The organism is Pseudomonas sp. RC10 (genome assembly GCF_038397775.1).
In the GTDB taxonomy this organism is placed as follows: domain Bacteria; phylum Pseudomonadota; class Gammaproteobacteria; order Pseudomonadales; family Pseudomonadaceae; genus Aquipseudomonas; species Aquipseudomonas bambusae.
Genome location: NZ_CP151650.1, coordinates 2,110,298 through 2,124,506, shown reverse-complemented (window position 1 = coordinate 2,124,506; position 14,209 = coordinate 2,110,298). Strand labels below are relative to the sequence as shown.

General features: G+C 61.9%; 13 protein-coding genes. 2 read left to right on the top strand and 11 right to left on the bottom strand.

The window, feature by feature from the left end; translation table 11 throughout:
* Positions 1 to 30 precede the first annotated feature (30 nt).
* Positions 31 to 3,276 carry a ribonuclease E gene (gene rne / locus AAEO81_RS09885; protein ID WP_341963202.1) on the top strand — a complete coding sequence of 1,082 codons (3,246 nt, stop codon included), beginning with the start codon at positions 31 to 33 and terminating at the stop codon, positions 3,274 to 3,276.
* Between the two features lie 272 nt (positions 3,277 to 3,548).
* Here the strand turns inward: rne and AAEO81_RS09880 are convergent, their stop codons facing one another.
* The 8 genes from AAEO81_RS09880 to AAEO81_RS09845 all read right to left on the bottom strand — a co-directional run bounded on the left by AAEO81_RS09880 (position 3,549) and on the right by AAEO81_RS09845 (position 10,652).
* The gene (locus tag AAEO81_RS09880) at positions 3,549 to 4,139 is read right to left on the bottom strand and encodes a nucleotidyltransferase family protein (protein WP_341963201.1); all 591 of its coding nucleotides are present in this window, start codon (positions 4,137 to 4,139) and stop codon (positions 3,549 to 3,551) included.
* An 84-nt stretch (positions 4,140 to 4,223) separates the two neighbouring features.
* Entirely contained in the window at positions 4,224 to 5,243 is a 1,020-nt protein-coding gene (gene murB / locus AAEO81_RS09875; RefSeq protein WP_341963199.1) for a UDP-N-acetylmuramate dehydrogenase, read from the bottom strand.
* Between the two features lie 37 nt (positions 5,244 to 5,280).
* Complete coding sequence (gene kdsB, locus AAEO81_RS09870) at positions 5,281 to 6,045, bottom strand: 3-deoxy-manno-octulosonate cytidylyltransferase (protein WP_341963198.1); 765 nt, start codon at positions 6,043 to 6,045, stop codon at positions 5,281 to 5,283.
* Complete coding sequence (locus AAEO81_RS09865) at positions 6,042 to 6,227, bottom strand: Trm112 family protein (protein WP_003174668.1); 186 nt, start codon at positions 6,225 to 6,227, stop codon at positions 6,042 to 6,044. The genes kdsB and AAEO81_RS09865 overlap by 4 nt, the downstream gene beginning before the upstream one ends.
* Positions 6,228 to 6,244: 17 nt before the next feature.
* Complete coding sequence (lpxK, locus tag AAEO81_RS09860; protein WP_341963173.1) at positions 6,245 to 7,240, bottom strand: tetraacyldisaccharide 4'-kinase; 996 nt, start codon at positions 7,238 to 7,240, stop codon at positions 6,245 to 6,247.
* Positions 7,240 to 7,671, bottom strand: coding sequence for a biopolymer transporter ExbD (locus AAEO81_RS09855; protein WP_166596753.1), 432 nt, complete (start codon positions 7,669 to 7,671; stop codon positions 7,240 to 7,242). The genes lpxK and AAEO81_RS09855 overlap by 1 nt, the downstream gene beginning before the upstream one ends.
* Positions 7,668 to 8,342, bottom strand: coding sequence for a MotA/TolQ/ExbB proton channel family protein (locus AAEO81_RS09850; protein WP_341963171.1), 675 nt, complete (start codon positions 8,340 to 8,342; stop codon positions 7,668 to 7,670). The genes AAEO81_RS09855 and AAEO81_RS09850 overlap by 4 nt, the downstream gene beginning before the upstream one ends.
* 93 nt (positions 8,343 to 8,435) lie before the next feature.
* A complete protein-coding gene (locus tag AAEO81_RS09845; protein WP_341963169.1) occupies positions 8,436 to 10,652 on the bottom strand; it encodes a DNA internalization-related competence protein ComEC/Rec2 in 2,217 nt (738 codons plus the stop codon).
* 155 nt (positions 10,653 to 10,807) lie between these two features.
* Between AAEO81_RS09845 and AAEO81_RS09840 the strand changes: the two genes are divergently transcribed.
* The gene (locus AAEO81_RS09840) at positions 10,808 to 11,323 is read left to right on the top strand and encodes a DUF2062 domain-containing protein (protein ID WP_341963168.1); all 516 of its coding nucleotides are present in this window, start codon (positions 10,808 to 10,810) and stop codon (positions 11,321 to 11,323) included.
* Between the two features lie 77 nt (positions 11,324 to 11,400).
* Here AAEO81_RS09840 and AAEO81_RS09835 read toward each other — a convergent pair whose 3' ends face one another.
* The 3 genes from AAEO81_RS09835 to AAEO81_RS09825 form a co-directional block, all read right to left on the bottom strand.
* Complete coding sequence (locus AAEO81_RS09835; protein ID WP_341963166.1) at positions 11,401 to 12,180, bottom strand: ABC transporter permease; 780 nt, start codon at positions 12,178 to 12,180, stop codon at positions 11,401 to 11,403.
* Complete coding sequence (locus AAEO81_RS09830) at positions 12,177 to 13,109, bottom strand: ABC transporter ATP-binding protein (RefSeq protein WP_166596748.1); 933 nt, start codon at positions 13,107 to 13,109, stop codon at positions 12,177 to 12,179. The genes AAEO81_RS09835 and AAEO81_RS09830 overlap by 4 nt, the downstream gene beginning before the upstream one ends.
* Positions 13,110 to 13,307: 198 nt before the next feature.
* Complete coding sequence (locus tag AAEO81_RS09825) at positions 13,308 to 13,931, bottom strand: glutathione S-transferase (protein ID WP_341963163.1); 624 nt, start codon at positions 13,929 to 13,931, stop codon at positions 13,308 to 13,310.
* Positions 13,932 to 14,209 lie beyond the last annotated feature (278 nt).

Sequence of the window (14,209 nt, the reverse complement as noted above, 5' to 3'; positions counted from 1 at the left end):
TTCCGGCAGCCCGGAAACCGACGGTACTACATGAAAAGAATGCTGATTAACGCGACTCAACCTGAAGAGTTGCGTGTTGCGCTGGTAGACGGCCAGCGCCTATACGACCTGGACATCGAATCCGGGGCCCGCGAACAGAAGAAGGCCAACATCTATAAAGGCCGGATCACGCGTATCGAACCGAGCCTTGAAGCGGCCTTCGTCGACTTCGGCTCCGAGCGTCACGGCTTCCTGCCGCTGAAAGAAATCTCCCGCGAATACTTCAAGAAGTCCCCGGAAGGTCGCGTCAACATCAAGGACGTCCTGAGCGAAGGCCAGGAAGTCATCGTTCAGGTCGAGAAAGAAGAGCGTGGCAACAAGGGCGCAGCCCTGACCACTTTCATCAGCCTGGCCGGTCGCTATCTGGTACTGATGCCGAACAACCCACGCGCCGGTGGCATCTCCCGCCGCATCGAAGGCGAAGAGCGCAACGAACTGCGTGAAGCGCTGAACGGCCTGGTCGCCCCTGCCGACATGGGCCTGATCGTTCGTACTGCCGGCCTGGGCCGCAGCAGCGAAGAAATGCAGTGGGACCTCGATTACCTGCTGCAACTGTGGACCGCCATCAAGGAAGCGTCCCTGGATCGCGCCGCGCCGTTCCTGATCTATCAGGAAAGCAACGTCATCATCCGCGCCATCCGCGACTACCTGCGCCAGGACATCGGCGAAGTCCTGATCGACAGCGTCGAAGCCCAGGAAGAAGCCCTGACCTTCATCCGCCAGGTGATGCCGCAGTACGCCAGCAAGATCAAGCTGTACGAAGACAGCGTCCCGCTGTTCAACCGTTTCCAGATCGAAAGCCAGATCGAGACCGCTTTCCAGCGCGTGGTCGAACTGCCTTCCGGTGGCTCCATCGTCATCGATCCCACCGAAGCCCTGGTGTCCATCGACATCAACTCGGCGCGCGCCACCAAAGGCAGCGACATCGAAGAAACCGCCCTGCAGACCAACCTTGAAGCGGCTGAGGAAATCGCCCGTCAACTGCGTCTGCGCGACATCGGCGGCCTGATCGTCATCGATTTCATCGACATGACCCCGGCCAAGAACCAGCGCGCCGTGGAAGAGAAAGTCCGCGAAAGCCTGGAAGCCGACCGCGCCCGCGTTCAAGTGGGCCGTATCTCGCGGTTCGGCCTGCTGGAAATGTCCCGTCAGCGCCTGCGTCCATCTCTGGGCGAGAGCAGCGGCATCGTTTGCCCGCGCTGCAACGGCACCGGCATCATCCGCGATGTTGAATCGCTGTCGCTGGCGATTCTGCGCCTGATCGAAGAAGAAGCCCTGAAAGACCGCACTGCCGAAGTGCGCGCTCAGGTACCGATCCCGGTCGCCGCATTCCTGCTCAACGAAAAACGCAACTCCATCACCAAGATCGAACTGCGCACCCGCGCCCGCATCATCATTCTGCCGAACGATCATCTCGAAACGCCGCACTTCGAAGTGCAACGTCTGCGTGATGACAGCCCGGAAGCCCACAGCCTGCAGTCCAGCTACGAGATCGCCGCGGCCGCTGCTGAAGTGGAAGAAGTGCAGCCTACCGCCGCGACCCGCACCCTGGTTCGCCAGGAAGCTGCGGTCAAGACCGCACCGGCTCGCGCAAACGCGCCTATGCCGACCGAAGTCGCCGCACCGGTCGCGCCGGCACCGGTCGCTCACGAGCCAAGCCTGTTCAAAGGCCTGGTGAAATCCCTGGTCAGCCTGTTCGCGACCAAGGAAGAGCCGGTTGCCCCAGCCGCCGTGGTTGAAAAGCCAGCTGCTGAACGCCCTGCCCGCAACGAAGAGCGTCGCAACGGTCGTCAGCAGAGCCGCAGCCGTAACGGTCGTCGCGACGAAGAACGCAAGCCGCGTGAAGAACGTGCACCGCGTGCCGAGCGTGAAGAACGTGCGCCTCGCGAAGAACGTGCTCCACGTGAAGAACGCGCACCGCGTGAAGAACGCGCCCCTCGCGAAGCCCGTGAAGACAGCGCTCCACGTGAAGAACGCGCACCGCGTGCTCCGCGCGAAGAACGTCAGCCACGTGCTCCGCGTGAAGACCGCAAGCCTCGTGAAGAGCGCGTGCGTGAACTGCGCGAGCCTCTGGATGCTGCCCCGGCCGTCAACGTGCCTCGCGAAGAACGTCCTGAGCGCGCACCGCGTGAAGAGCGTCAGCCGCGTCCGCCGCGCGAAGAACGCAAGCCGCGTGAAGAGCAGACCGCTGCTGCCGAAGACGAAACCTTGCTGAACAATGAAGAGCAGCAGGACGACAATCAGGAACACGCCGAAGGCGATCGTCCTCGTCGTCGCTCCCGTGGCCAGCGTCGTCGCAGCAACCGTCGTGAGCGCCAACGTGATGCCAACGGCAATGTGATCGAAGGTTCGGAAGGCAACGAAGGCGAAGAAAACGCTGACGAAGCCTCGAACGAAGGCGTTCGTCGCGAAGGTAACCGTGCAGAAATCGCTGCAGGTCTGGCAGTGACTGCTGCCGTCGCGGAAACCGCGATCAGCGCGCACGCCGAAGCCGACGCACACCGCCAGGCTGAGCGTGCAACCGCTGCCGTTGAAACCCCGGCTGTTGAAGCGGCTCCGGTCGAGAAAACCGACGTCGTCGAAGCACCTGCCGTTGAAGCGCCTGCCGTTGAAACACAGGCGTCGACCGCCAAGCGTTCGATCATGCCGGAAGTGGAAGTGGCTCAGTTCGATGCGTCCCTCAGCCCATTCGAACGTCAGGTCAAAGCGGCAGCCGAACAGGTCGATCCACCTGTCGTAGCCGAAGCGCCTGCGGTCGTTGAAGCGCCGGCTCCTGCGCCTGTCGCAGAAGTGCAGGCACCGGTTGAAACGCCGAAAGCTGTTGAGCCGGTCGTAGAGAAGCCTGCTGTTGAAGCGCCCGCTGTCGAGGCTCCCGTAGCCGCGGCGCCTGTCGCGCCAGCACCGGTTGTTGAAGCACCAGCCCAAACCGCCGCGCCGGAAATCGTTGCCGCCCCTGTTGCTGCCGAGCCAGCGCCAGTTGCAGCCGAGAAGCCAGCACTGCCGCAAGCCAGCACGGGTCGCGCACCGAACGATCCTCGCGAAGTTCGCCGTCGTCGTCTGGAAGCCGAGCGTCTGCAAAAGGAAGCCGAGGCTAACGCCGCTGCTGCCCCGCAAGTCGCAGAGCCCGCACCTGTCGAAGCGGCTGCTCCAGCCGTCGAGCACGTAGCCTCCACTCAGGAAGCCGTGACCGAGCACGCTGAAGCCGAAGAAAGCAAAGAGCCTAAACCGCTCTCGTAATCTTCACGAAACGAAAAAGCCCCACCTGTGAAAGCAGGTGGGGCTTTTTCATGCCCGCTGGATATGTGTGTAGGAGCGCGCTTGCCCGCGATGGCGAGGTGTCAGGCGACGGATCATTCACAGGCCTGTCGCAATCGCGGGCAAGCGCGCTCCTACAGGGATGGGCCTGTGCCAGAAGCATCTGTGAACGATCCACCGCCTTCGCTGCCGTCGTGCCTCCGGCGTCTCCCACAACGTCCAGTGTCGAATCGATTGCAACATGCTGAACATGCCTATTTGAAAACCAGTGCCGAGGGTACGTCGATATCCCACAACACGCCGGGATCATCGACCGCAACCTCATTCACCTTCGCGGCTTTGAACAACCGCTTCGCCCCCTTCTCCCCCGCCAACCCCATCAGTGATGACGCAAACTCGTGGCCAAATCCCACCGGGTGCCCGTACTGCCCTTGATGGACAGGCACACTGATCATGTCGGGCTGCAACGAGTCAGCCACACGTTTGAGGGTATCCGGATGGATGAACGGCATGTCGCCGAGCACGATAAGCCAGCCGCGATGATCGGGTTCCGCTGACACCGCAGCCGCGATGCTGTCGCCCATGCCGGGGGATTCCAGCACCACGACTTCGCCGCCGTGGCGCAAACCCAACTCCGCCACGCAGGAATATTGAGGCCGGGTCAGCAGAACGATTTTGTCGACCACCCCGCTCAAATTTGAGAGCACATGCTCGACCACGCAACGCTCAACACCGTCGCGCCCCATGCACTGCGCCAGAAGCTTATTGCGATGGGCACCCGCCACCTCCCGATAGCGGGAGCCTTGACCGGCGGCAAGAACGATGGCGCACAGGGTTTCACTCATGCTCAGCCTCTGATCAGGGATGATTCTGTAATGCGGGGTGCAAGGGCCACGCCAGAACGGCCGGCCCTTTTTACAACGGTTGGTTCAGTACAGGTTGGGTTCCATTTCCAGCGACACCCCAAACCGTTCAAGAATATCGGTTTGAATGCGTTGCGCCAGGTGCAGAATATCCAAACCCGTCGCCGCACCATGATTGACCAGCACCAGCGATTGCAGGGCATGCACGCCCGCGTCGCCCTCGCGAAACCCTTTCCACCCGGCCTGTTCAATCAGCCACCCTGCTGCCAGTTTGACCTGACCGTCAGCCTGTGGATAAGCCACCAGCCCAGGATGGGTTTCGCGAATGCGAGCCGCCAGCTCGGCGGACACCAAAGGGTTCTTGAAGAAGCTGCCCGCGTTGCCAAGGGTTGCAGGGTCCGGCAGCTTCTCGCTGCGAATCGCGCTAATGGCCCGGCTGACGTGAATCGGCGTCGGGTTGGCGATGCCCTGCTCTTGCAAGCGCTGGCGCACCGGGCCGTAGTCCAGGTGCAGGCGAGCGGCGAAGCTGAGGCGAAAACGCACCCGCAGGATCAGCCACCGGCCAACCTGATGCTTGAAAACGCTGTCGCGATAGCCAAACGCGCATTCCGACAAAGAAAACTCGCGGGTTTCGCCGGTTTCGCGATCCATGGCCACAAGGCTGTCGAAGACGTCTTTGAGCTCAACGCCGTAGGCGCCGATGTTCTGCATCGGGGCTGCGCCAACAGTGCCGGGGATCAGGCTGAGGTTTTCCAGCCCCGCCAGCCCTTGGGCCAAGGTCTCTTGCACGAAGGGATGCCAAGGCTCCCCCGCTTCGGCCTCGACGGTCGCGCCGTCGCAATTCTCATGGGTGATGCGAATGCCCCGCGTCGCCATGCGCAGGACCAGTGCATCGATGTCACCGGTCAGCAGCAGGTTGCTGCCGCCGCCGATGACCAACAGTTCGACCTTGTGTTCTTTCGCGTACGCCAGCGCTTCACGGATGTCAGCGTCGGAGTGGGCCTCGACGAACACCCGGGCCTTGACGTCAACGCCGAAGGTGTTGAACGGCTTGAGCGATACGTTGGATTGAATCAGCAAACCCATGAACGCACCTGCTCCTCATGACAGCGACTCATCACCCTCAACCCTCCAGCAAGCGCCGTACGCGCTCCAGATCTTCGGCGGTGTCAACGCCGGCTGGCGGTGCTTCCAGCGCATCGGCCACATGAATCCGCACGCCATGCCACAAGGCACGCAGCTGTTCGAGGTTTTCGGTGTTTTCCAGCCAGCACGGGCCCCAGCTCACGAAGTCGTGAAGGAAACCGGCGCGATAAGCGTAGATGCCGATATGACGGCGGAACGGCACGCCCTCGGGCAGCGCGTCGCGGGTTTTGGCCAGTGCGTCACGGGCCCAGGGCAGCGGTGCGCGGCTGAACGTCAGGGCCAGGCCATTGATGTCCGAACTGACCTTGACCACGTTGGTGTTGAACAAGGCAGCCACGTCGTCGATGGGTTCTGCAAGCGTCGACATGCGGGCTTCGGGGTGCGACGCCAGATTGTCCGCGACCTGGTCGATCACCGCTGGGGGAATCATCGGTTCGTCGCCCTGCACGTTGACCACGATCGCGTCATTGGCCAACCCCAACAGCGAAGCGACCTCGGCCAGACGGTCGGTGCCGGAATTGTGGTCATCGCGGGTCATCAGCACTTCAGCGCCGAACGCTTCACAGGCTTCGACGATGCGCTGATCGTCCGTGGCCACCACCACACGCTGGGCACTGCTTTTGCGCGCCTGTTCCCAGACGTGCTGGATCATCGGCTTGCCGGCGATGGTTTTCAGCGGCTTGCCGGGAAAACGGCTGGAGCCGTAACGCGCAGGGATGACAACGGTGAACGCTGCAGTCATTTGTCCAGACGCTCGTCAGTGGTCAGGGTGCGCGCTTCGCTTTCCAGCATCACCGGGATGCCGTCGCGGATCGGGTAGGCCAGACCGGCGCCTTTGCTGATCAGCTCGGTTTTGTCGGCGCTGAGCTTGAGCGGCCCTTTGCAGATCGGGCAAGCGAGGATGTCGAGCAATTTGGTGTCCATAAGAAATCCTGAGCGAGTCATGGCAAAAGCCGGGTTAACTGCGTATCGAACCAACTGACGAAGGCCGGGGAAGGCACGGCTTCCACGGCCAGGTACCACCAGTCGGGCGCCGCGAAGGAAGCACACTTCACGGCGTCTTTCTCGGTCATGACCAGTGGCAGGGCTGGCGTGAATGCCAAGGCCTCTGCGCTGAACTCGGCATGATCGGCGAATGCATGGGGAACAGGCCGCCAGTGTAGTCCTTCGAGGGTGTTGAAGAAACGTTGCGGGTTGCCGATGCCAGCGACGGCGTGCATGGCCTGACCAGGGGCGAAATGATCGACCGGATGGGCATCGCCGGTCTTGAGGTTGACCAAAGCGGTGGGCTTCAAGGTGAAGGCGTAGCCATCGTCACGGTCTACAAGCGCACCGTTGTACAGCAGCGCGTCGACGCTTCGCAGCCGCTCGACCGGCTCACGCAACGGGCCCGCGGGCAGGCACCGGCGATTGCCGAGGCCTCGTGCCGCGTCGATCAGCACCAGTTCGAGGCTCCGAGCGAGGCGGTAATGCTGGAGGCCGTCATCGGACAGAATCAGGTCGAGGGGTTCGTCCGCCAGCAATGCACGCACGGCCCGCGAGCGGTTCGGGTCGATCATCAACGGCACGCCGGTGCGTTTGACAATCAGCAGCGGCTCGTCACCTGCCTGCGCAGCGTCTTGCTCGGCGCGAACCCGCCATGGAAAGCTCGGCGGCTTGGCGCCGTAGCCGCGACTGACCACGCCCACGCGCAGCCCGCGCTGACGACAGTGTTCGATCATCCACAGGATCAGGGGCGTCTTGCCGGTGCCACCCACAGTGATGTTGCCGACGACAATGACAGGCACTGGCGCCGTGTAGATGTCACCCTCGCCCGCCACGAACCGCGCACGCTTGCCATTGACCACGCGCCGATACAAGGCTTCCAGCGGTCGCAGCAGCGTCAGGGCCGGATGGCCCTTGTACCACGCATCAAGCAAGCGGTCGGTCAATGCCATCAGTTAGCCGATGCGGCCTCGACAGTGGTCATGCGCAAATGGGCGAAACCCAGCTTGCCCGCCGCGTCCATGGCCGTGATGACCGCTTGGTGCGGGGTTTTGCCATCGGCGCTGATGGACAACGGCAGGCTGGTGTCGCCACCGGATTCCTTCTGCAACGCGTCGATCAGCGTGTCCAGCTTGCTGTCGGCCAGCAGGGTGTTGTTCACCGAATAGACGCCGTCGGCGTTGATGGTGATGTCCACGTGCTTTTTATCCACATCGTCCGCCGAGGCGCCGGTGACGGCTTGGGGCAGGTCCACGCGCAATTGGGTCTCGCGGGTAAACGTGGTGGTGACCACGAAGAACAGCAACAGGATGAACACCACGTCGATCAGCGACACCAGGTTGATGTCGATGGTCTCCCGGGGTTTGCGGCGACGGAATTTCACTTCTTGCGGCCCTCGCCACGAGCGGCGGCCTTGAGGTCAGGCTTGGCATCGGTCAGGTCGACGTCGCGGTCGCCCTGCACCACTTCCACCAATTTGATGGCTTCCTGTTCCATGCCGACCACCAGTTCGTCCACACGGCTTTGCAGGTAGCGGTGGAAGAAAATCGTCGGAATCGCGACGGTCAGGCCGGACGCGGTGCAGATCAACGCCTTGGCGATACCACCCGCGAGCATGCCCGCGTTTCCGGTCATGCCGGTGCTGGTGAACGAGCTGAAAATGTCGATCATGCCGAGCACGGTGCCCAACAGACCCAGCAGCGGCGCCATGGCGGCGATGGTGCCGAGGGTCGCCAGATAACGTTCGAGTTCGTGAATCACGCGGGCGGCGGCCTCCTCGATGCACTCTTTCATGATCTCGCGACCGTGACGGGAGTTGGCCAGGCCTGCGGCGAGGATTTCACCCAGCGGCGAATCGGCGCGCAGCTCCTTGAGCTTTTCACCGCTCAGCTGTTTGTCCTGAATCCAGCGCCATACCTGACCGAGCAGATGCGGTGGCGTGATGCGGCTGGCGCGCAAGGTCCAAAGACGCTCGATGATGATTCCGACGGCGGCAATGGAACTCAAAATGATCGGTAGCATCATCCAGCCACCAGATTTGACCAGCTCCCACACAGCGACCACCCCCTGAAAAAAAGTGGCGCTACTCTAACATACGGTCGGCACATCGCATCGCTGACTGATCCTGTCCGATGAATAACCGGCTGATCACTCTCGCCAGAAACGTCGGACAGCCCGCTCGAAGTCCACCTCGCCGAAGGTCCCCAATTGCAGCGTGAGAGCCCCATGCTCCGCACTGTCATGGGTGTCGATCTTCAGCCAGCGGTAGCGCGACATCACCAACGGATGGGGATGGCCAAACGCATTATTGCGACCTCGGGAAATCAGCACACCGCGAGGCGAAACCGCCTGCAGAAAGCGTTTCGACGAAGACGTGCGGCTGCCGTGATGAGGCGCTTGCAGCCAGTCGGCACGAACGTCGAAACCTTGCTCCAGCATGGCGCGCTCGGCAGGGACGTCGATGTCACCGGTCAATAACAGCCGCTCGCCGTTCGCCTCGATGCTCAGGACGCAGGAACCCTGATTGCCCTCCCCGGCCTGCTCCCAGATCCAGGTGGCAAACGTCACGTTGTCCCACGTCCAGCGCTCACCGTTCTGACAGCGCTCGACAGACAATTCGGGGGGCATGCGTTCGATGTCGCCGCCAAGCACTCTCGACACTGGCATGGCTTGATGGATGGCAGGCGCCCCTCCCGCGTGATCAGCGTCGGCGTGGCTGAGCAGCATCAGGTCCAACTCGGTGATCCCGGCACGGCGAATGGCCGGAAGGACCACACGCTGTCCGATGTCGAACTCGCCAAACCGCGGCCCGGCGTCATACAGCAGCGCATGGTTTTGCGTGCGCAGCAGGATCGCCAGGCCTTGGCCGACGTCCAGTTGCGTCACTTCGACTTCGCCCAACGGGACGCTTTTCTGCGGCGCGAACACGCACAGCAGCAACATCGGCCAGCCCAGCGGGCGCAACGGCACGCCATTGGGCAGCAACAGCAGCAACGCACCCAACAGACTGAAGGGCCAGACCCAGAACGGCACGGCAGGACCCGTCCACGCGGGTATGAGGTCGGCCATCGGGCTGAGCACCCGGAAGAGCCCCTCCATCGCGCCGCCCGCCAGCCAGAGCAAGCTCTCACCAATCGGCGGAATCGAGAGCAAAAACGTGCCGAACAGTGCCAAGGGCAGGATCAAAACACTGACCCACGGCACCGCGACCAGATTGACCAGCGGCCCGCTCAGGCTGACCGGCAGGTTCAGCGCCAGCAGCACCGGCAGCAGACCGAGCGCGATCAGCCACTGGGCGCGAGACCAACTGTGCAGCCAGTGCCAGGCGCCGAGGCGTCCACCGAAGATCAGGAGGAGAATTCCGACCGCCGCGAACGACAGCCAGAAACCGGGGCGCAGACTGATCAGCGGCTCGGCGAGCAATACGCCGTTGAGCGCGATCAGTATTGGCCAGGCCACGCCCAGATGCCGAAACCGCAGGCGCCACAGCAGGACGAGTCCGAGCATGATGCAGGCCCGCTGCACCGGCACGTCGAACCCGGCGAGAAAGCCGTAAATCAACGCACCACCCAAAGCGAGCGCGCAGGCTGAGGGCAACCAGGGGATGAACCGTGGCCACAGCCCCCAGCGTGCAAGGCCCGCCACCAGACCGTAAAGCAATCCTGCCAGAAGCCCGATGTGAGTACCCGAGATCACCAGCAGGTGCACGGTGCCGGTGTCTTGCAGCACCTGCCACTGTGCCGTGCTGAGGCCCGAATCGTCCCCCAACACCAGCGCCGCGAGACCGCCCTCATGCCCTTGGGCATCGACTGCCATCAGCCGCTGACGAATGCGATCCCGCCAGGGTTCTGCCGTGGCCGCGATCAACTCGCCGTCAACCACCGTGCCCGTCGCCCCGATACGCTGGGCCAACAGCCAGGCCTCGTAGTCGAACGCGCCGGGGTTGGCCAGACCGCCGGGGCGTTTGAGTTTGACCGCCAACCGCCAGCGCTCGCCGCTGCGCACGTCGGCACCGCCGTACCAGGCGACGCGCATGCGATCCGGCAATCGAGTGCGCCGCGAAACAGGGTCTTCGAGCTGAAAACGCACCACGCCGTCAGCGCTCTGAGGCAAACCGACGACAGTGCCTTCGAGCCACAACGTCTGGCCGTCGAGCCGCTCGGGCAATCGATCGTCCAAGGCGGATTGCGCGGAAACGCTGGCCCACGTCAGTCCAAACAGAAAAAAAGCCAGCGGATAACTGCGAAATGGCAACAGCATCAGCGCCACCACCGGCATCGCCAGCATCAACCAGACCGGCGGTAATGCCGGTAAAAAACGCAGGACCAACAATCCCAGTGCTAGCGCCACCATCCCTGTGCGCATGAGGTTTTCCCCTGTCGACCGATGAAATTCACCTTCATGACTTAGCGCACAGGGGGAGGCGCGCTTTTATTAATTGTCACAATGTCTGAATTTCCATACGTCACTATCCATGCATACTGGCCCGAATTTCTCGGCCAAGCCCCCGGATTTCCTGTATGCCACGCCACCTGATCAAGCGGTACATGCCCGATCCAAACAGCATCCGGGAACACAAATCCTTACGCTTTCTCGGCACCCTCCTCCACGACCCCAACCTCTGGCACCTCAATCGGCATTCCGTGGCGAGGGCGATGGGGATTGGTTTGTTCGCGGCGTTGATGCCGATGCCGTTGCAGATGCTGCTGGCGGCGTTTTTGGCAATCTGGCTACGGGCGAACATGCCGATTGCGGTGAGCCTGTGCTGGCTGACCAACCCGCTGACGATGCCGCCGGTGTTCTATGTCACCTACAAGATCGGCGCTCTGTTGCTGGGGCTGCCGCCGAGGCACTTTCCGGACGAGATGAGCTGGGACTGGATCAGCGGGCAGCTCACGACGCTGTGGCAACCGTTTCTGTTGGGGTCGCTCGTGGCGGGCGTGGTGCTGGGGCTGGTGGGGTATTTCGGGACGATGGGGTATTGGCGGTGGTGGGTGGGACGGCAGTGGAAGCGGCGAAAAGCCAAGCGCGGCTGACGCCCTCAATGCACACCATTGTAGGAGCCGGCTTGCCGGCTCCTACAGGATTTGCGACATGCAGAGCTGCCGCAGGGTTACTGCCGCATACCGCGCCCGCTCACCAGCAGGCGTGCGCAGCCGAGGTACAGGACGATGGTCGCCACGACCATGAACGCCAGCGCCACGCTGATCTTGATGTCCGATACACCGAGAATCCCGAAGCGGAAGGCGTTAACCATGTGCAGCACAGGGTTGGCCAGCGACACAGTCTGCCAGAACGGCGGCAGCAGGTTGATCGAATAGAACACCCCGCCCAGATAGGTCAGCGGCGTCAGCACGAACGTCGGAATGATCGAGATGTCATCGAAGTTGCGCGCAAACACCGCGTTGATGAAGCCCAGCAGCGAGAAGATCGTCGCCGTCAGCACCACCACAATGAGGGTCACGCCCAGGTGATGCACCTGCAGGTCGGTGAAGAACATCGAGAGGATCGTGACGATCACGCCCACCATCAACCCGCGCAACATACCGCCGAGGGTGTAGCCGATCAGAATGGTGTGCGGCGAGACCGGCGACACCATCAGCTCTTCCACCGAGCGCTGGAATTTCGCGCCGAAGAAGCTCGACACCACGTTGCCGTAGGAGTTGGTGATCACCGACATCATGATCAGGCCCGGCACGATGTATTGCATGTAGGTAAAGCCACCCATGTCGCCGATCTGTCGACCGATCAGGTTGCCGAAGATCACGAAGTACAGAACCATGGTGATCGCTGGCGGTAGCAGGGTCTGCGGCCAGATCCGCATGAAGCGACGGACCTCCCGATAGACGATGGTGTTCATTGCGATCAGGTTGGGGCGCAGCTCTGAACTCATACCGCCACCTTCGACAGATTTTTCTCGACCAGGCCCACGAACAGCTCCTCAAGGCGGTTGGTTTTATTGCGCAGGCTCAGCACCTGAACGTTTTGCAGCGCCAGTTGACCGAACAGCGCAGTGATGCCGACGGTTTTATCCACCTGCACCTCCAGCGTGCGTTCATCCACCAGCCGCGACGGATAGCCCGCCAGCTGCGGTGCTACGGCCATCGGATCTTTGAGGTCCAGCAGGAACGTCTCGGCGTGCAACGTATTGAGCAGGGTTTTCATCCCGGTGTTTTCGATGATGGTGCCGTGATCGATGATGCCGATGTTGCGGCACAGCTGCTCAGCCTCTTCCAGGTAGTGCGTGGTGAGGATGATGGTGATGCCCTTCTCGTTCAGCTCGGTGAGAAAAGTCCACATCGAACGGCGCAGCTCGATGTCCACGCCCGCCGTCGGCTCGTCGAGAATCAGCAGGCGCGGTTCGTGAATCAGCGCGCGGGCGATCATCAAACGACGCTTCATGCCGCCGGACAGCGACCGCGACGGCACGTTGCGCTTGTCCCACAGCCCCAACTGGGTCAGGTACTGCTCGGCGCGTTCCTTGGCGATCTTCGGCGGGATGCCGTAGTAACCGGCCTGGGTCACGACGATGTCGAAAGTCTTCTCGAACTGGTTGAAGTTGAATTCCTGAGGCACCACACCGATCGAGCGCTTGAGCTGCGCCGGGTTGCGATCCAGGTCGTGGCCGAAAATGTTCACCGTACCCGTGGTCTTGTTGACCAGGGTCGAGATGATTCCGATGGTGGTGGATTTGCCGGCACCGTTAGGGCCGAGCAATGCGAAGAAATCACCCTCGGCGACGTCCAGATCGATGCCCTTGAGGGCCTGGAAACCGTTGCCGTAGGTCTTGGTTAGCTGCCGGATGGACAGAGCTGAACTCATGACTGAAAACACACCAATAAAAGGAAAGAAAAGGAATAAATGATGACAAAAGCCTGGCTGCCGGATCGTTCGGGCCGCTGATACTGGGTCGCCGAAACAATCCGTTGCAAAGTGAAACGAGCGTCAATGTTGCTTGCCCACGCCGCGCAAGTACAGCGAGATCTATTGATAGTCGTTATTAATCTAACGCGGTAACGCTCACGTCAGCGCTGTCATCACAGCCTTACGGAACGCGGGACGTTGCTGTAAACGCTCGTACCAGGCTTTGAGGTGAGGCAGCTCTGCGCGTTCAATCGGCATTTCGAACCAGGCATAAATAAAGCTGCCCAGCGGAATATCGCCCATACCAAACGCGTCGCCGGACAGCCAGGGCTGGCGAGCGAGGGTTTCATCGACAATGCGCAGCAAGCCTTCGACGGTGCCTTTCGCAAGTTTGATCTGCGTCCAGTCCTGCTGATCGGCGGGCGTGCGCAACACACCCCAGAACACGGTGCGGAATGGCCCGGCGAAGGTCGACGTGGTCCAGTCCATCCATTTGTCCGCTTGGGCGCGGGCCTTGGGATCGCTGGGGTGCAGCGCTGAATCCGGAGCGTATTGCGCGGTCAGGTACCTAACGATGGCGTTGGATTCCCACAGCACAAAGTCACCGTCTTCGATCATGGGCACCACGCCGTTGGGGTTCTTCGCCAGGTAGTCCGGCTGATCATTGAGGCCGAACGCGCAGCCCGCACTGATCGCCTCGTACGCCAGCCCCAGTTCTTCCGCTGCCCACAAGGCTTTGCGGACGTTGGACGAATTCTTCCTGCCCCAGATTTTCAGCATGGTTGTTGTTCTCCTGAGTGCTAAGTGGGTGACGTTAGTGGCATATGCCTGCGGGCCGCCAGTCTAAACCATCGGGCGGGGTGGGACGTTGATTTGGCTTTACTCCACCGGACTGTGGGAGACGCCGGAGGTACGACGGCAGCGACGGCGGTGGATCAGTCGATTCATCTTCAACGGACACACCGCATTCGCTGCCGTCGTACCTCCGGCGTCTCCCACAAGGAATAGCGTGACCGGTAATGGCCCCGCCAAGGGGGTATTCGAGCCACACCCTCACG